Source organism: Streptomyces sp. NPDC127084, from assembly GCF_042724175.1.
GTDB lineage: Bacteria > Actinomycetota > Actinomycetes > Streptomycetales > Streptomycetaceae > Streptomyces.
Genome location: NZ_JBHXFA010000106.1, coordinates 1 through 17227, shown reverse-complemented (window position 1 = coordinate 17227; position 17227 = coordinate 1). Strand labels below are relative to the sequence as shown.

The 17227-nt window shown below is 71.0% G+C and carries 14 protein-coding genes; 4 read left to right on the top strand and 10 right to left on the bottom strand.

The features are described 5' to 3' along the window. Nucleotides 1-40: 40 nt before the first annotated feature. Together ACFWI9_RS23125 and ACFWI9_RS23120 are read right to left on the bottom strand one after the other, a co-directional pair. Complete coding sequence (locus tag ACFWI9_RS23125) at nucleotides 41-1561, bottom strand: hypothetical protein (protein ID WP_387164744.1); 1521 nt, start codon at nucleotides 1559-1561, stop codon at nucleotides 41-43. A 182-nt stretch (nucleotides 1562-1743) separates the two neighbouring features. Next, nucleotides 1744-2070: a hypothetical protein gene (locus ACFWI9_RS23120; protein WP_387164743.1), complete on the bottom strand. Its 327-nt coding sequence runs from the start codon at nucleotides 2068-2070 to the stop codon at nucleotides 1744-1746. 556 nt (nucleotides 2071-2626) lie between these two features. On the opposite strand from ACFWI9_RS23120, the gene ACFWI9_RS23115 reads away from it, so the two are divergent. Next, nucleotides 2627-3259, top strand: coding sequence for a hypothetical protein (locus ACFWI9_RS23115; protein ID WP_387164742.1), 633 nt, complete (start codon nucleotides 2627-2629; stop codon nucleotides 3257-3259). Between the two features lie 118 nt (nucleotides 3260-3377). On the opposite strand, the gene ACFWI9_RS23110 is transcribed toward ACFWI9_RS23115, so the two are convergent. Continuing rightward, the gene (locus ACFWI9_RS23110; protein WP_387164741.1) at nucleotides 3378-3719 is read right to left on the bottom strand and encodes an STAS domain-containing protein; all 342 of its coding nucleotides are present in this window, start codon (nucleotides 3717-3719) and stop codon (nucleotides 3378-3380) included. A gap of 589 nt (nucleotides 3720-4308) precedes the next feature. Here ACFWI9_RS23110 and ACFWI9_RS23105 point away from each other — a divergent pair. After that, complete coding sequence (locus tag ACFWI9_RS23105; protein ID WP_387164739.1) at nucleotides 4309-4461, top strand: hypothetical protein; 153 nt, start codon at nucleotides 4309-4311, stop codon at nucleotides 4459-4461. Nucleotides 4462-5266: 805 nt separating this feature from the next. Next, on the top strand, nucleotides 5267-5755 hold the full coding sequence (locus ACFWI9_RS23100) for a hypothetical protein (RefSeq protein WP_387164737.1): 489 nt from the start codon (nucleotides 5267-5269) through the stop codon (nucleotides 5753-5755). 310 nt (nucleotides 5756-6065) lie between these two features. Here the strand turns inward: ACFWI9_RS23100 and ACFWI9_RS23095 are convergent, their stop codons facing one another. From ACFWI9_RS23095 to ACFWI9_RS23085, 3 genes are all read right to left on the bottom strand, one after another. Continuing rightward, on the bottom strand, nucleotides 6066-8258 hold the full coding sequence (locus tag ACFWI9_RS23095) for a M48 family metalloprotease (protein ID WP_387164734.1): 2193 nt from the start codon (nucleotides 8256-8258) through the stop codon (nucleotides 6066-6068). Beyond that, nucleotides 8245-8844, bottom strand: a complete 600-nt coding sequence (locus ACFWI9_RS23090) for a hypothetical protein (RefSeq protein WP_387164732.1) — start codon at nucleotides 8842-8844, stop codon at nucleotides 8245-8247. Before ACFWI9_RS23090 ends, ACFWI9_RS23095 begins: the two co-directional genes overlap by 14 nt. Nucleotides 8845-8968: 124 nt before the next feature. Beyond that, entirely contained in the window at nucleotides 8969-10915 is a 1947-nt protein-coding gene (locus ACFWI9_RS23085) for a hypothetical protein (RefSeq protein ID WP_387164731.1), read from the bottom strand. A gap of 120 nt (nucleotides 10916-11035) precedes the next feature. Between ACFWI9_RS23085 and ACFWI9_RS23080 the strand changes: the two genes are divergently transcribed. Further along, nucleotides 11036-12799, top strand: coding sequence for a hypothetical protein (locus tag ACFWI9_RS23080; protein ID WP_387164729.1), 1764 nt, complete (start codon nucleotides 11036-11038; stop codon nucleotides 12797-12799). On the opposite strand, the gene ACFWI9_RS23075 is transcribed toward ACFWI9_RS23080, so the two are convergent. The 4 genes from ACFWI9_RS23075 to ACFWI9_RS23060 all read right to left on the bottom strand — a co-directional run. Continuing rightward, a complete protein-coding gene (locus tag ACFWI9_RS23075) occupies nucleotides 12749-14290 on the bottom strand; it encodes a hypothetical protein (protein ID WP_387164727.1) in 1542 nt (513 codons plus the stop codon). The two genes, ACFWI9_RS23080 and ACFWI9_RS23075, sit on opposite strands and share 51 nt — an antisense overlap. A gap of 8 nt (nucleotides 14291-14298) precedes the next feature. Next, entirely contained in the window at nucleotides 14299-14805 is a 507-nt protein-coding gene (locus ACFWI9_RS23070; protein WP_387164725.1) for a hypothetical protein, read from the bottom strand. A 55-nt stretch (nucleotides 14806-14860) separates the two neighbouring features. Next, nucleotides 14861-16114 carry a CHAT domain-containing protein gene (locus ACFWI9_RS23065; protein WP_387164723.1) on the bottom strand — a complete coding sequence of 418 codons (1254 nt, stop codon included), beginning with the start codon at nucleotides 16112-16114 and terminating at the stop codon, nucleotides 14861-14863. A gap of 221 nt (nucleotides 16115-16335) precedes the next feature. Next, nucleotides 16336-17227 (bottom strand): beta-propeller fold lactonase family protein (locus tag ACFWI9_RS23060; RefSeq protein ID WP_387164722.1); only part of this gene is annotated, 892 nt, incomplete at its 5' end.

Genomic DNA, 17227 nt, shown 5'->3' with positions numbered 1-17227 from the left:
CCCCGGGGGGGGCGGGGGGGGGGGGGGTGGGCCCGCTGTGTCAGCCGAAGCAGTTCGGGACGGGGTTGGCGCTTCCGTCGCAGTTGGTGGGTACGTTGTCGATGATCTTGACCTTGCCGTTCGTGACGACCGTGCCGTCGTTGTGGACGCCGCCCGCGGGCTCGTCGGAGATGTTGCCCTTCACCTTCGAGTCGGTGAGGGTGACGAGGCTGTTGACGTCGACGTAGATGCCGCCGCCGACTGCGTCGTTGCCGGGAGCCTGGTTGCCGGTGATCTTCGAGTCGCGGATCGCCACCCCCAGCTCGTCGTCGTCCAATTCGATGGAGAGACCGCCGCCGTTGCTGTTGGTGGCCGTGTTGTCGACGATCTTGCTGTCCTCGATCACAGCCGATGTTGTGAGGTTGAGGCCACCACCACCCCCGTCGGTGGCGGTGTTGTCCCTGACGGTGCTCTGGCGCAGGTAGAGCGAGCCGTACTGGTTGTAGATACCACCGCCGTAGTAGCCGACGTTGTAGGTGAGGGCGCTCTTCTCCACCTCGGTCACACCGCCGTAGTTGTTCAAGGCGCCGCCGTAGAAACCGTAGTTGTAGGAGAGGTAGCTCTCACTGATCTTCGTCGTGCCGTATTCGTTGACGATGGTCGCGTAGCCGTCGGAGACGTTGCCGGTGACCTTGGTTCTGCTGATGTCCACCTTGCCGTAGTAGTTGGAGACGGCCGCACCCTCGGTGCCGAAGTTCGTGTCGAGGGTGCTGTCGCGGATGTCGGTGATGCCCTCGTTGTAGACGCCGCCGCCCTCGTAGCTGCTCACATCGCTGACGGTGTTGTTCTCCAGTGTGACGTTTTTGAGGTCGAGCCGTCCCGCGGGTCTTACGTTGACTGCACCACCGTTGTCCGCGTCGGCCTTGCCGCGAGTGACTGTGAGGTTGCGGAGTCGAAGGTCGCCGCCGGCTTCGACCTCGAAGATCCGAAAATCGTCGGCATTCGCGGCGCGCGCGATGGTCGCCCCGTTGCCGATGATCGTGATCCGCTGAGTGATCGCGGGCAGGCCGTTGCCGTCCTGACTGGCGGTCAGCGTATAGGTGCACTTATCCGACAGCTCCAGGAGGCCGGGGCCAGAGACCTCGTTCGCCCGCACGATCGCCGAGATCAGGTCGTTCGGGTCGCACTCCACGGACCTGGCCTTCTCGTGGTCTCCCTCGTGCGAACCACGACCGTGGTCGCCGTCGTGGTGGCCGCCCCGCTTCGCCTTGTCGTGGTCTCCTGAGTCCTTGCCCGAGCTCCCTCCGTCCTTGCCCGAGCTCCCTCCGTCCTTGCCGGAGCCCGGCCCCTTGCCCCCATGGGCCCCGTGACCCTGAGGATCCGGCTGATCGTCGGCCTTCGCGGCCGCGGAGGCCGGCTTCTCCTCCGCGGAGTCCGTGGACGCGGCGGCAGTCGTGCCGCCACCGCTGACCATCGTGACGAATCCGGCCGCCGCGAGAACGGCGACCTTCCAGTGACGGCTCAGCGCCGCAGACTTCGCACGGGACGCGGTGTCCGTGTTCCTGCGCTGTGTTCCAGACATCCGACGTTGCTCCTTCTGTATGACAAGCCGTCACGCGCCTTGTTCTGTGGGCGAAAGTGCGGGCATCGAATCACAAAGAAGTGCATTAATCGGACAATAAGCTCAAAGTGGGTGTGTTGGTGGTCGCGCCCCCACTTCACGGCGACCTCGGGCAGGCGGCCCCGCCGCGGGTGTCGGGAGGCCTACGTGTTCGAGGTACCGCTGAACCCGTTCATCACGATCAGGACTCCCGCGCAAACGATCGCCAGCGAGCCCGCAACCTTCACACACGAGACGAAGTCCAGCCCGGGTCGCGCCTCGGCGGGCAGGACCTGGGCAGGCTGCTCCGGAAGGTAGCGCACCGGCACGATGTCCCCCTTCGCGTAGGGCATATCGGTCGCCAGCTGGGCGCGCACGTCCCGTCCGTCCGGCGTGTGGAATCCGAGGACCAGAACCCGCTGGCTGGTCACGTACCCCTGACCGGCACTGCGGTTCGCCACATAGGTCTCCAGGCATCTGGCCTCAGCCACGAGCCCGTCCCGCAAAGTGCGTCTGTTCTCCCTGCCTCTTCGTAGCTGGTCGACCAGCCCCACAACTCCCAGCGCAGCCAACATCAGCCCTAGCGCCGCTGTGGTCAACCCGTACCCTGCGCCACCCAGAGCAAGCATCCCGTACTCCTTCGCCGACGACCGACTCGCGCCCAGTGTGCGAGTGCGTATCCCCTGACAGATGTGCTTTTCGAATCAGGGGTTCCCGAATCCGTCCTCCGGCAAGGAACACCCACCGGTCACGAACACGGCGAGCGATCCGTCAAGACGGGCGGCATCCTCGGCGGGCTGCTCGCGTCGCCGTCGGCGGAGGGGTGGTCGACGGCCTGACTCATCCGCACCCGGGTTCTCCCGCACTCGACGTGGTTCCTAGGCCAATCGGACGGCACATGATCATCCGATAAGCCGACGATCGGGCGAGTCTCCCGCTCCCCTTGGCCACGGAACCGGTGAGCTCATGCCGAGAGGCCCGCGGACAACCTTCAAAGCGTGCGGCCACCGGCAAGCAGTTCGAACTGGTCAAGGAGAGAGCCACATCATGAATGTCGACAAGAGCGACAACAGGGCCGGGTTCGGCCCCCTCCCCAAACGGTCCAAATTCCTCACCGGCGGCGCGATGGCGTCACTCGCCCTCGTCATGCTCGGCCTCACCAACCCCGCTGTCGCGGCCGCGCCCACGTACCAGGCGGACAAGGGAAGTTCGAGGTCAACAGCCGACAGGTGCGCCGCCTCGTCCCACTACGACCTCGCCGTCCTCGCGGCGGCCGGTGGAGACAGATGTAAGGGCAAGACCGGACCCACCGGCCCGACGGGACCCACCGGCCCCACCGGCCCCACGGGTGCCGCAGGTGACACGGGCGCCGCGGGTGCCACGGGTGCCACCGGATCCACCGGAGCGACGGGACCGACCGGTGCGGGTGCTGTGCTCACCACCGAGCAGGTGGACGGCGCGCCGGCAACCGCTGAGGCCGGCGGTACGGCGACAGCGACCGCGACGTGCCCCGCCGGAAGTGTCGTCACAGGCGGCGGGCTGGTCGTCGAAGGGGAGGACCTCGGTTTCGACATCCTTGAGTCCCAGCGGGGCACGGGCGACTCATGGACAGTCACCGTCGACTCCTCGGAGGCCGATGTCACGTTCTTCGCCGTCGCGGAATGCGCCACGTTGAGCTGATCCCGCAGCGGGGGAGGCCGTCGGAAGCGGCGGTATTGCTTCCGACGGCCTTCTGCCTCCGAGGTCGGGAACCACACATCTCGACCTCGTGCAGGCTGCCCCGCCGTGGCGGCCTGGCTCAGGCTTCTTTCCGAGGCGAGGGCAGTTCCGGCGGGCGCATCCGGAACAACGGCAGTGTGCCGGTGAGTTCCAGGACCCTTCGGCCTTGTTCCTGGAGACCGGCCAGTTCCAGCAGGAAACCCTCGGTGTGGGAGCGTTTCCGCAGGTGCATCAGCATGGTGAGGCTGCTGGAGTCCATGAAGGACACATCGGTCATATCGAGGGTGAGGGCGCTGTTCCGCAGGGCCAGGGGGTCGGTTGCCCGGGCGACGTGGGGGCAGGTGTCGACGTCGAGTTCGCCCTGGAGAGCTACCACCATCCGGTCGGGAAGGTGGCTGACGTTCACGTTGAAGTCGCGCATTCTCAGGTACCGCCCGTTTCGGACATAGCCCAAAACGGCCGACCTCCAAGCGGGTGGAAGTGACCGTCAGGCGCGCGGTATCGGTGCCGCGCACAGCCGAGCAAGACCACCCGTACCATCCCGCGGCCACCGAACGGTGACCGCCCGGCAGCGCGGGGCACCTCACCAGACCAGGCTGGGGAGTCTTCTCAGCCTCGCACACTCGGGCTGGCCCCGGCCAGCCCACACACCCTTGCGCCGTGTACCCCCACCGGTAGTCGGTGAGTGCGCGGCCGCAGACTCCCGGTTCGATGATCGACCGTCAGCCCGCCGTGCCGCTGGCTTCGTTCAGATACGGCCGTGCCAGGGCGCGGTGCACGGTGAACACCCTGGCCGGGAAACCTGAACCGCCATACGGGCGAGACCGGTACCGGCCCGGCCGTCTTGGGCCGCCGCCTTGGCAGGTGGGGCGTCGGCATGGACGCGCTCAGGACCGCCGGGCCGGGGTCGATCGCGTCCAGGCCGCCGACCGGCGTCGCCAGGGCGTCAGTCCGCTGGCGGCGACGAGCTGGGCGGCGGAGAGCTGCGCGACCGGCATCCCGGTGTCGTCGTGCGCCCGGTCCGCAATCCGGAGCCGGTCCGGGTGATCTCGGCCGCCGCACTGGAGACCCCGCTCGAACAGACCGCTCTGCGCTGCCTGTTGGAATCGCTGCGGGACGCGGCCGCCACCGCCGGCCCGTCCGATGGATTCGGGGCGGGCTGACCGCGGCCCATGGGGCGAGGGCGCCGGATGCCGGCGTCTTCCTACTGCCCGTGCTGCGGGGGTTGTTGGAGGTACGGGTTGGGGGGCTGGGGGGACTGCGCGGGAGGCGCGTGATACCCCTGGTTCGGAGCCGCGGGCGGTTGGTACGGCCCACTGGGACTGTGGTGCTGGGGCGGCTGTCCGGCGGGGTCCGGGTATCCCTGGTAGGGGGCAGGCGGGTAGGGCTGCTGTCCGCCTGGGAAGTTCTGCTGATGCGGTGGGAATGCGACGGGGCCAGAGGGGACCTGGGCGGTACCCGGGTTCCGGCGGCTCCGGAACACCACGAAGGCGACGACGGCTCCGATCACGGCTCCGAGGCCGATGATCCCGACGACAAGGACGATAGCGCCCACGGGTTGGAGTCCCTTCGTTTTCGAACTGGTTCGCCCCGGCGCGAGACATGTGGTCGCCGTCGCCGTGCTGAATACCGCTTCCCAGGAAGCTAACAGACCGCCGAAGGGCCGGAAGACCTGGCCGCCGGGACTCGTTTCGGCTCTGCTCCCGGGGCAGCACGGGGCTTCGGCCGCCGTCGCCGTCGCCGTCGCCGTCGCCGCCCCGACGAGTCGGCGGCCGGGGGCCCCTTCTGTCACGGGTCTGTACCAGGCCGCTGCCGGGGGCGAAAGGTCGAGTCGCAGGTCAGGGACTTGCCTTGGGTTGCGCTTTACCCCGCTGACAGGCGGTGCACAGAGCAGGCCCAAGAAGGACCTAAGCGGGATTGGTGGAGTGCTCTGCGTCAGGGTCTCTTCGACTTGTGGAGCTGTCTCTCATGAAGCGTGCACGTCTCGTACCAGCCGTCGCCCTGCTGGCGGTGTCCTCTTTGCTGCTGACCGCCTGCGGCTCGGACGACTCCTCGTCCACGAAGAGCGGCACGTCGTCGTCCTCGGGCAGTGGCGCTTCGGGGAACCAGAGCTGCCAGCCGCCGTCCGGGAAGCCGTCGGGCATGCCGACCGATATGCCCTCCGGTATGCCGACCGGCGCCCCGCCCTCCGGTATGCCGACCGGCGCCCCGCCGTCGGGCATGCCGAGCGGCGCTCCCACGGCCATGCCCCCTGGTGGCCAGGGTGGCCAGGGTGGCCAGGGCGGCCAGGGCGGTCCTGGCGCCGGCTGCGGCGCCCCGGGCGGCGGGCAGCCGGGCCAGGGCCAGGGCCAGCCCGGCCAGGGCCAGGGCCAGCCCGGCCAGGGCCAGGGCCAGCCCGGCCAGGGCCAGGCGGCGCAGGGGCAGGGGCAGGGGCAGGGTCAGGATCAGGCGCAGTAGGGCTGACCTCGGGCCTCGTACGGCGGCGGCGGGGGGGCCGGGTGTGCGGCGCGCCCCGCCGCCGGCGCGGGCGGGGGCTGGGCGCGCGGCGGGGGGCGCGGGGGGGGGGGGGGGGGGGGGGGGGCGCCCCCCCCCCCCCCGCCCGGCGTCGGCAGTACTGCCTGAAGGCCTCGGCCTCTTGCCGGAGAACTCGGGACATCGACAGGACCGGGACAGTGGCCGGCAGGACGTTGCACCCGGTGCGGTCGGCCCTCCCCGGCTGTCGGCCGGTGCTCGCCGGGGCGGGCTTCGGGACGCGGCCAAGCAGGCACTAGCTGAGCAGCAGCGCGTCTCCGAATCGCTGGAGTGCCAGGACGGCTGCGACTGCCGCCACCACCGTGAAGACCGCGACCGTGATGGGTACGGCCCGATGCCTTCTGGCCCATGTGGGGAGGAGGCCCGCGGGTGCGGCCAGGATGAGCAGCGCCAGCGCGAGGCCGGACAGGGAGGCCTCGATGTGCAGCGTGGCCCAGACCTTGAAGGGGTGGGCCCAGGCGTTGAAGTGGGCTGTCCACACGGCGGTCGCCGTGGCGACGGTGGCCAGGGGCGCTGCGTAGAGGGCTTGGCCGAGACCTCCGGAGCCGCGGAGCGCGACGAGGGCGAGGGTGCAGACGACTCCGGCGCACAGCCCGGTCAGCGCGTCGAGCTGCCAGGTGATCGCCGGATCGCCTCCTGCCGTCGCCACTGACTGGGATGCCAGCCGGGTCGCCGCGGCGGCGACGGTGGTGGCGGTGGCGAGCGTCGGAGCGAGGAGCCGGCGGGGCCCGTGCCGGCGGGTGGGGCGTACGGCGGACCGTCCGCTCCACAGGACCGCCAGGGCGATCGCCGCCAGCGCGGCCGCGTTGTAGACGGCTGCCGGTGAGTAGGGACCGGCGATCAGGGCCGCGTCCGGCATCGGAAAAGCACGCAGCCAGACGCAGAAGTCCATCGCGATCCACAACGCACCACCGAACAGCAGTGTGTTGACGGCGACCACTGTCAGCAGATCCCGCGTCGTGGTACGGCTCCAGCGCCGCGCGAACGCGGAACTCAGTGCCGCGGCCCCGATGACGGCCACGGGGAGGATGCCCATCAGCAGCCAGCCGCGCATGGGGCCGTCCGTCGCGGTGCCCGCGCCCTGGAGACGTATCAGCAGTCCGGCGGCCATGCTCGCGCCCAGCGCGAGGTGGAGCCATCGTGGCGGGGTGGTGGCGCTGCCGTGCCGGGCATGGGTGTCGCGCCACACCGGGACGCTCCAGCCGACGGCTGTCAGCAGACCGGCGGTCAGGGCGCTGACGGGTGCGGCGTTCCAGCCCGTACCGAACAGGACAAGGGTGGCGAGGCCGTCCACGGAGTCCAGGAGGACGGCGGCGAGCAGCCCGACGACGAGGGTGTCCAGCAGGGTGGGGCGCAGCCGTTGGTGCGGGGCGCGGAGCACGGCCAGCCGGCGCCAGGGGGTCGGATGGTCGGCGCGCGCCGCGCCGAGCAGGCCGCGGACGGTCGGCCTCGATCTGTCGCGTATGCCGCCGCCGGAGGGCTCCGCCCCTTCGCGCGTGCTGCCGTCGGCTGGCTCCGCCCCACCGAGCAGGACCTCCCACGGGGCGAGCGAGTGTCCGCTCACAGCGGCCAGATCCGCCTCGTGCTCCCGTGAACGCATGATCATCTGCGCGACGAGTACCGCGATCACCAGCAGCACCAAGGCCCGTACGCCGTACTCCGTCCAGAAGGCGTCGGCGAGCATCCCCAGGGGACTCGTGTCCTCCGCCCGCCAGCCCTGAGCGGCGGCCACCAGCGGCGGCGCGAGGAGTACGGGCACGAGTGCCCACCACACACCGCGGGTCAGCCACACCAGAGTGACGTCGCCCGCGGCGATGTGCCCGATCTCGTGCCGGATGATGGCCTCGGCCCGATCACCGCGCACCAGGATCATCCCCCGGGGGATGATGATCAGGGAGCGTCTGCCGTGGCCGAGCGTGAACGCCTGCCGTACGTGGCCCGCTCCCCACACCACACGCGGTACGTGCCGGACGCCGACCTCGGTGGCGACCCTGTGCGCGAGTGCCTGCCAGCGCGCGGGCGCGGACTTCCGCGCCGAGTCGCGCATCAGACGACGCGGCAGCAACCACAGTCCCGCCGCACCGATAAGCAGTACCGCCGCCGACCCCGCCAAGGACACCAGGGCTTGGCGGCGTTGCAGTGGTCCGATGCAGCGCGTCTCGTACTGTGCCTTCTCCAGGACGGAGTCGGGGAACAGGCGCCCGGACTCGGCTACGCACTGCTGTGCCGCCGCGCCCCATGACTCGCCGAGTACCAGGCCGTGGACCACCTGGCCCGCGAATGCGCCGGCGAGCACGAGGGTGACGATCAGCAGGACATAGCGTGCCCCCGTGGGTGACAGGGGGCCGCCGCCCCGATACGCGGGCGCCTCGGCAGCCGGCAGCTCCCTGACCGGGTCGATGACCTCCTGAGGTTCACTGACCGGCACTGGCCCCGCCACCACGGTTGCGTAGGAGCGTGATGACCGCCTCGGCCACCGCGCGGGATTCTGCCGCGTCGGCGCCGATGCTCGCGGCGTACGCCACCAGCGCGGTGAGGGCTGCCTGCTCCTCGTTCGCGTCCAGGGCGACCGGTTCGGCTCCGGTGTCCGGTTCGTTGCCGGATGTCCCGTCACGGCGGCGGCTGAGAAGGGCCCGGAGCTTTTCCCGGGTCGCGCTGCCGAGGGCGTCCACGGCCTGGCCCGCGACGCGTTCAGCCGCCACCCTCAACAGCCAGGCCGTCACGGGAAGGATGTACAGCAGTGCGGCGGACACGGTGATGCCGGAGGCCACCGGAGGTTTGAGCGCGGGCCGCAGCACATACTGCGGGTCGGTGCGGAACTCCTCGAACAGCTCCTTGTAGTCCACGTGGTCGGGGCGGTCGGGGTGTGCCGGATGGTCCATGTCGTGCGGGTCGCGGCACATCACCGCGAAGACCTCGCGTCCCGTGCTTTCGAGGATCGCCCAGCCGTCGGCCCCGGAGTCGGGAAGCGGCACCGCGGGCCGCGGACTCTTCGCCCTGCGTGGCAGGAACATGTCTCCCCCAGGTCGCGTAGCACCCCGCAAAGCGCCGGTTGCGCCATTCCGGGGTGAATTTCCACAGAGTAGTGACCACATGGTCATCTGTAGTGGAAGCATCGAAAATGATCGTAAATAATGCTCAATTAGGTGGAGCTGACGCTGACTTGTTCGTACTGGCCTCGGTCAGGAGGTCCCTGAGGGCCGGGTAGGTGATGGGTCGGCTCGTGGCGGCCCGCGCGGCGGCCTGGCCACTCTGCCGGCCAAGTTGTTCGAGGAGGACCCGGGAGCGCGACAGTTCGGCCAACTCGAAGACGATGAGACCGGGTTGCGCGGGCCCCGGCAGCGTACGCAGCAGAAGGTCCGTCAGGGTGCGGGCGAGCTGCTCGGTGGTGCTGCCGGTCGCGAGGCGCAGGCCGCTGCTGGTCAGCCCCACGCGCAGACGCTGCTGGAGCCGCAGGGCCCGGGTGAGGCTGGTGTACGCGGCACCGGGGTCGATGGACCGCTGGGCGGTGCCGAGTTCGAGAAGGACGTTGAAGGCGTCGGAGTGGAAACCGTCTCGCTGGAGCAGGTCGGCCGACTCGCTCAGCAACTCGGCGGCCCGGGTGGGCTCGCCGTCCAGCCACAGCCGCAGCCCGGCCGCAGCCTGCGCACCGGCCCGGCCGCCCGGCAGCTCGGACAGCAGGATCCGCGGCGGACGGACGGCGTCGTGCGGCACCACGAAGGCGCCACGGGTGCGGGCGTCCAGGGCTTCGAGAGAGGCGAGCGTCAGCCGGTACCGGACGGGCTTGAAGGCAGGCATCCCGGCGGCCCGCTGCTCGCGGTTGAGGATGCGGAAGTCGGAGCGCCGGATGTCCAGTCGGTGCCGCAGGGTGCGCATCGACGCCGCCCGCTCGGAGTCGCCGGTCAGCGTGGCGTACTCGGCGGCCAGCAGGAGCAGTGAGCAGCGCACGTACGGGACGAGTCCCGGCCGCGCCAGATGCCGCTCCAGCTCGGCGAGTGCCCGTTCGGGAACCACCGGCTTCGTACCCTCGGCGCGGGCGCCGGTGAGCTCGACGCACAGGTTGTTGGCGCTGAGATTGTGCAGACCGTGCCGGGTCCACACCTCGCGTACCCTGCGCTGGTCCTTCAGGGCCCGGTCCTGGCGGCCGCGGCTCACGTCGAGATGGACCCGGAACCGGATGAGATGGGCCTCGGCCAGCTCCAGGGCGCGCCGCTGTGCGGGGTCGGGGTCGGGAAGGGCGCGCCGCGCCTGTGCCAGCAGCTCCGATGCCTCGTGCAGCCAGGACTTGGCCGCCTGGCCCGGCCGTTTCTCTGCCTTCAGATAGCGGGCCATGCCGGGGTGGGGGTTCTTGTCCTGGGCCGCTGCCATGGCCTCGTCGCAGAGCGAGTGCACAAGGTGGAGACGTGGGACATGCGGCCGGCGCACGTCCTCCTCGATCCACAGCTCCGCGACTCTGCGCCGGTAGGCGGGTGTCCCGGCGAAATAGTGGTGCGCGTCGACCCGGCGGAACGGCCAGAGCGGCTGAACCGTGCTGATGAACAACTGGTGCAGCTGGGCGAGAAGCCGGAAGACCACCAGCCAGGCAGCGAACTCCGCGATACCGGGGTCACCCGAGACGATGCCGACCAGGAAGGGTGTCAGGCCCTTCCGCAGGAAGATCGTGTCGAAGGCGGCGCAGAGGGCGCCGAGTACCGGGATACGGGCCACGGTGCCGTAGCCCGGCAGGTGAACGTACCCGGCCAGGAGCAGCGCGAGCACGATCTCGTACCGTCCCAGCCAGGAATGCCGGTGCCAGAAGTCGACCACCCAGGGTATGCACCCGCCAGTGAGGGCGGCCAGCACCATAAGGTGCCCGAGTACCACGGCCCGGCCGTCCAGCCAGCAGAGCACGCGGGCCCGCTCCAAGGGGCTCAGCACACGAACCGACCAGACATCGAGCTGGGCCATGCCCCAGACCATCACCGCCGGTCCGAGCAGCAGTACGGCGGGGACGGGGCAGCCGAGCTTGACGGCGGTGACCGCCTCGAAGACGACGAGCCAGCCGAGCCAGGGGTAGACCACGAGCGGCAGGCGTAACAGACCCATGCGGGCCATGGTGGAGGAACAGTTCGGGGAGAGGCGGGATAATCCGGTTTTCCGACGAACTGCCCCTGAGTTTTCGCGAATGCGGGGTGCCCGTGCGCGTGGGAAGCCACACTGTGCGGGGTGCTTACCGTGCTCCCCGCGCTCTCCACGCTCACCGACGTGCTGGCTGCGCCCGCGCCCGGCCTCGCGTCGACCGCGCAGCCGTCAGTGCCCGTATCCGCAGGGCAGTTCGGCCTCGGTGCCGCCGTGCTGGGATACCTCTGCTGGAAGACGGAGTGGCGTGTACGCCGACGCAGGCGGGGGATCGTGCAGGCGGCCTTCGAGGAGATCGCCGAGGTCCCCGCCGGCCGCAGCGCCCGGCAGACAGCCGCCGCCCTGCTGCATGTACTCGCGGGAGCCGTACTCGTCTGGCAGGGACACGAGCTGCCGGGGCCGGCACTGGCCGCCCTCGGCCTCGCAGCCGGACTGGCGGGCTGGCCCGGGGCCGTGTGCGGCGCCGTGCTCGCGGGGTTGCTGCTGGACTCCGGCCGCACGCCGCTGGTCTGGGCCGCCCTGCCCATGCTGGCCGGTTACGGGATACGCCTGGCGCACCTTCTGCCCGAACGGTGGCGGTCCCCGGACGCGGCGCTCACACGGATCTCCCGGTACGGCCCCTTCATCCGGCCTCCGCAGCCCATCGACCGGTTCTGGAACGGCGCGATGCTGCTCACAGCCGCGGCGCCGATGCTGGTGGTGGGCAGCCAGGGTGGGAGCGGCCTGGTCCCGGTGCTGTGCGCGGCGGCGCTTGTCAGCCAGTTGATGATGCTGGACAGGGCCGTACGGCAGGAGCATCGCTGGGGTGTCCGGAGCCACCGGTTCCTGATGACCGCCGGCAACCTGGTGGCGGTGCTGATGGCGGCGGGACCGGTCGGCGGTTGGTTCGCCTCCCGGTGGTCCGGGACCGCGCTCCTCACGGGCTGGCTGGGCGGGCTGCTGATCTGCGGCACCGTGCTGGCGGTCCGCCTGGTCTGGCCGGGGCGGCTGCGGGCGCTGACCGCCCACTGGCTGTTCCCGTTCTGGGCGGTGGTGGTGTTCCACCCCGCGCAGGGCACGCAGGGAGCGGCGGAAGCCCTGGCGCCGCTGCTGATGGCGGAGACGGTGATCGTATGCCTTGTCGACCGGCCGGCGCCGGGGCGGATCGTGGACCGTTTGGCGGCGTTCATGATCCAGCAGACCACTGAGTACCGGCTGAACAACTTCCTCGGGCCGTGGTTGTACGACGGATTCCTCAGCGTTCCCGGCACGGCGGATTTCCGTCTGGTACGCAGGTATCTCGGGATGGCGGTCCACGCGGCGCGCGGCGGCTTCGTACCGGGCCAGAGCACGGTCGTGAACATGGTGGTGCAGAAGGACCCGGCGCTGAGGAAACCGCTTACCGGTGATGCGGCACTGCGCTGGACCGCACTGGCCACCGAGGCACTCGCGCTGGTGGACGAGGAGGTCGCCCCGCGCGTGCCAGCCGAGGCGAAGGAAGGGCTGGCGGCGGCCCGGTCGGTGGTCGAAGCCGAACTCGTGCTGACGAAAGCGCTGGTGCTGACCTTCGCCGGGGAATGGGGGGACGCCCTGCGCGGCTGGCGGGAAGCCGCCTTCAGGTACAAGGCGCTCGGCCTGCCCGCCGAGGAGTCCGTGTGCCGTGCCGGCGCGGGCCATGTGCTGGAGTCGGGGCTCGGGCGCGCGGAGGACGCCGCCCGGGAGCGGGCGCGTATCCGGCCCGATCTGCCGGAGCCCGGCTGGGACCTCCTGGACGACCGGGTACGCGACGGCCTGCGCGCGCTGGCTGGGCTTGGTGCCCTGTCAGCCCACCGGGACCACCAGGCGGATCGGCCCCGCGTCGAGTCCGCGTGACAGGGCGTCGAGGTCGCCGGATCGCACAGCGACGACAAGGGACCTCTTCTCGGGTTTGTCCAGCACGAGCACACTGAAGGTGCCCTTTGCGGTGCGCACACGGACGGTCTGCCCTCGCCGTACGCCGACAGCGCTGTTGACGGGGATGCCCAGCGCCACCTTTCCCGACAGCGCAGCACCGAGCCGTGGCCCGAGCCCGGACGGCCGCAGGGCTGCGCCCTTGGGCACGGGCCGCAGGGTGTAGCGCCCGCTGAACCGGTCCGGGTGACCACCCTTCAGATCGGTCGGGACCAGCACATGGAACGCCGGAAGGTCACGTGTCGCGCGGATCTCCCCGCCCGTCCCGAGTGCCTGGCTCGCGCCCGCCGCTGCGACCCCGGCGAGCACGACCGCGCAGGCCAGCAGCGACCGGACCGGAACCGCCGGTCCCGAAGGCGGTGCAGGTGGTGCAGGTGGTGCAGGTGGTGCAGGCAGCCTGGCGGGCGTCGGCGGTCCGGGAGGTTCAGTCGGTCCGGGAGGCTCAGTCGGTCCGGGGGGCGCGGGCGGTGCGGGCAGCACCGGTGCCGGGACGGGACCGACCGCGTCCCGTGCCGGGGAGGCCGGTTCCTCCGGCGCCGGATAGCGCAGCGCGGGCACCCGGTCGTAGTCGGGCGCGCCGCGGTACCAGAGCTTGGCGAGCTGCTCCCACTGGGCCCGCTCCTCTGCCGGGCTGGTCGGCAGCCGCAGCCGCATCGCCTCGATCAGCAGGAACCGGTGTACGTCGAAGGCGGCACGGATGAGCTGGGCGTACGGCCTGGCCGCCCGCACCGCGCCCCGATAGCCCAGCACCGCGACCACGGCACCGCCCCAGACACAGAACGCGGCCGTCGCACCCGGCAGGACCAGCGCGGCCAGCGCCCCGCCCGCCACGGTGAACACCGCGCCCAGAAAACTGACCATCACCCCTGTCTGCATGGCGGTCGCGGCCTGGACGAACGAGACGAGGAACGGATCCGGCAGCACCGTGTAGAGCCGCGGCCATACGGTCATCGCGTCCAGCCCGTAGCGGTCGCCGTGCTCCTCGGCCGCACGCAGTACGTTGCCGAGGCGGGTCGGCAGCGTCCGCCGCGCCGTACGCGGATAGGTGAGGAACACCTCGGGGTCGTCCGCGCGCCGAGCGCTCTGCGCGGCGAGATGCCGGGCGAGGAGCGCCCCGCGCAGCGGGCGCAGCAGGCGCGTGTCGGGCCAGTGGCCCGCGTAGCAGCGGACCAGGACGGGACGTGCGACGGCGAGCAGTTGACCGGTGAGCACCGTGAGCAGCATCAGACCGAGCACGAGGAACACCCGGGTCTCGCCGGTGAGACCGTTCCACCAGGCCAGGGTCTTCGCCCAGCCCGCCCCCGCCGCGGCCACCGCTGCCAACGCGGCCAGGAACGCCGTCAACGGCAGCCACACGGAAGTGAGCTGGCGCCGGTCGAGCACCGCGACAGCCCCGTCCAGAAGACCACCCATACGGCGCGTCACCCCATCCGGGTATCGCCGAGCAGATGCCCTCGGCCACCGGGACAGGGCACCTCGGTTATCGGGAACTCCTCCACCTCGGTGACGGTTCCGCAGATCTGGCATCTGACCCGGACCAGCCCGACGGGCGCCGCAGGAGCCCCGTACAGCTCCCAGTCACCGTCCAGGACCGTGCCGATGGCGTCCCCGTCGGCCTCCAGTGCCCGCAGCAGTTCGGACCTGACCTGCGCGGCTTCCAGCAGACCGATCAGGCGTCTCTCGTCCACCACGAGCAGGGCGGGGAGGCCGTCGTTGAACAGTTCGAGTACGCCCGGCAGCGCGGCGAGCCCGCTGACCGGGGTGTCCGGGTCGATCTCGACGGCGGGACCGCGACCGGCCGGGCCCACCACCCAGCGGTGGTCTCCCGCCTGGTCGAGCACGACGACCGGGTCGGGTGCGCTGGCCGGGGCCTGCCGGGTGGTCGTTGTCCGGTAGCCGGTGGTCATCAGCTCTGCCGCGGTTTTCACGTTCGCGTTCCTCCGAGTGCCTCAGGACTCGTCCCTCAAGCCGAGTGCCTCACGCCTAGTACCAGTCGCCGATGAGCACGAAAGCGGCCCAGTAGTACGGGTGGGCGTATACGGGGCGGTCGAAGTCCGGCGACCCGTTGCCATCGCCGCGGAGCAGCGACGCCCGCTGTCTGATCGCCTGAGCGCTGCTCCGTACGGCCGACTGCCCGGTGGGGTCGGTCGGCGCTTTGAGCGCGGAGTCGCAGGCGGCGGCCGCACCCGCGAAGTCGGCGGCCATCAGCCGGATCCGGGCTTCGGCGACCAGCAGCCGCGCCGCGGCGTGGCTCTCGGCCGCAGCCGGTCCCAACGACGCGAGGTAGGACAGCACATCGCCCGCGGTCGTCAGCCGGAGCCGTTCCTGAGCCGAGCGGAGGGCGTCGATGGCGGGCTCGCCCGAAGCGAGGCACGCGTAGAAGTGGCCGAACATCATCGTGGTAGCCAGCTCGTCGACCGTCCACAGGCTGACCAGCACGGCCGGTGCGCCCGCGTGCAGCGCCGAGCGTACGAGCCCGAGCAACTCGTCGCCGGGCCGCACCGCCGCGACGCCCGACCGGCAGGCGGCCAGCACCACCAGCGTCCCGGAAAGCTTCAGCTTCAGGAAGCGCTCGGCGGTGAAGAGGCCGTCGGAGAGCATCACACCCGAACGCATCGGGGCGGCCGTGTCGAACACACCGTGCGCGCTGATGTGCAGGATGTCGGCCGGGCCGACCCGGCGGGCCAGCGCACCGCTGACGGCGTCCCCGCCGCTGAGGGTCTCGGTCTTGAACAGCCCGGTGAGCAGCTCCGCCTGCGCGGCACCGACCGTCAGCTCGGGGCCGCCTGCCGGGTCGGCGACCACCAGCGCCTGTTGCCGCCGTCCGGCACCTCGGTTGTTCCGGCAGTGCCGCAGCACCGACGCGCTCGGCGCGTACGCGACGGAGTGCCCCTCAAGCCCGGATCCGACGGCGTGCAGCGGCACCCGGTGCAGCGCGTCATGCGGCACCAGCCACACGCGGTCACCCGGCCCGAGCCGGTTGGCGACCGGCTCGATCAGATCGGCGAGCAGCGGATCAGCCAGCAGGCCTGACGCCTCCTCCAGCGCGTCGGCCCGCCGAGGCGCCGATTCGAGCGCCCCGGTGAGCTTTCCCACGTGGCTCCGCACCCGTTCCAACGAGTGCGGCACTGCCACCAGCTCGGGCTCGGCGTCATCCGGACCTGCGATCATGATGACGGCCTGGCTGTCCGTCAGGAAGTACTCCGCCAGGAGCATCCTCCCGGGCGAATGGTTCACCTGCCCCGCCCCCTCGAACCGCCCGGTCCGACGGCACTCGTGACTCGCGCGCCCGCCGGTCGAACGCGCCCACCATCATTCCGGCTCCGGGCCCGGCACGCGGGCGTTTCCGCGGATTCGTCCCGGTGGCGGATGCGTGCCGCCGCCGAACAGGTGCTCCCCGGGCCTGGAGGGGCCCGGGGAGCGGGGGTGCCGGTGTCGGTGCCGGTCAGCGGTACCGGTTACCGGGGACCGGGGCGCTGTTTGCCGTGGCCGTGGTCCGGGCGTCCGTGCTGCTGGGGCTTCGGCTTCGGCTTGTGCGCGGGCTTGTGGGCCGGCTTGTGGTCGGCCTGCTTGACGATGGTGGTCGCGGCGGCCGTTCCGGCACCGGCGCCGCCGCCTTCGATGATGGCCCTGTTGGTGACCTGCCTGGCGGTGTCCTTGGCGATGTCCACCGTGAGGGTCAGCGGCGGGTAGCTCTCACCGGCCCCCAGGACGTCCTCGCGGGTGCAGCTCAGTTCGTCGAGGACACAGGTCCAGCCGGTTCCGGAGAGGCTCACCGGAGTCAGTCCGGCCGGGAGGACGTCGGCGAGCGTGACCGTGCTGCCGTCGGTGGCCTCGCTGCCGCTGTTGGTGGCGGTCAGTGTGTAGCTGCCCTGGCCACCCGCCACGAACGGCTCGTCCGACGCGGTCTTCAGCAGGGTCCACACCGCCGGGCCCTGGTCTGCCAGCACCCCGATGGCGACCCCGAGTGGGTCGGTACCGACGGCGACGGTGGCGATGACGGTGTTGGTGGCGGTGTCGATGACCGACACCGTGGTCGCGTTGCCGTTGGTGACGTAGGCGCGGGTGCCGTCCGGGGTCACGGCTACGCCGAACGGCTCGGTACCGACGGCGACGGTGGCGATGACGGTGTTCGTGGCGGTGTCGATGACCGACACCGTGTTGGCGCCGACATTGGTGACGTAGATGCGGGTGCCGTCCGGGGACACGGCTACCCCGAACGGCGTGCCAACGGCGGCGATGGTGGCCGAGACGGTGTTGGTGGCGGTGTCGATGACCGACACCGAGTTGCTGCTGAGATTGGTGACGTAGGCGCGGGTGCCGTCCGGCGACACCGCCACGACCTGAGGG

What these genes read in the sequence shown, in the direction of transcription:
- ACFWI9_RS23100 (WP_387164737.1), top strand. Translation starts at nt 5,267, where the DNA reads ATGAAGCGTGCACGTCTCGTACCAGCCGTCGCCCTGCTGGCGGTGTCC.
- ACFWI9_RS23085 (WP_387164731.1), bottom strand. Translation starts at nt 10,915, where the DNA reads ATGGGTCTGTTACGCCTGCCGCTCGTGGTCTACCCCTGGCTCGGCTGG.
- ACFWI9_RS23110 (WP_387164741.1), bottom strand. Translation starts at nt 3,719, where the DNA reads ATGCGCGACTTCAACGTGAACGTCAGCCACCTTCCCGACCGGATGGTG.
- ACFWI9_RS23125 (WP_387164744.1), bottom strand. Translation starts at nt 1,561, where the DNA reads ATGTCTGGAACACAGCGCAGGAACACGGACACCGCGTCCCGTGCGAAG.
- ACFWI9_RS23115 (WP_387164742.1), top strand. Translation starts at nt 2,627, where the DNA reads ATGAATGTCGACAAGAGCGACAACAGGGCCGGGTTCGGCCCCCTCCCC.
- ACFWI9_RS23075 (WP_387164727.1), bottom strand. Translation starts at nt 14,290, where the DNA reads ATGGGTGGTCTTCTGGACGGGGCTGTCGCGGTGCTCGACCGGCGCCAG.
- ACFWI9_RS23090 (WP_387164732.1), bottom strand. Translation starts at nt 8,844, where the DNA reads ATGTTCCTGCCACGCAGGGCGAAGAGTCCGCGGCCCGCGGTGCCGCTT.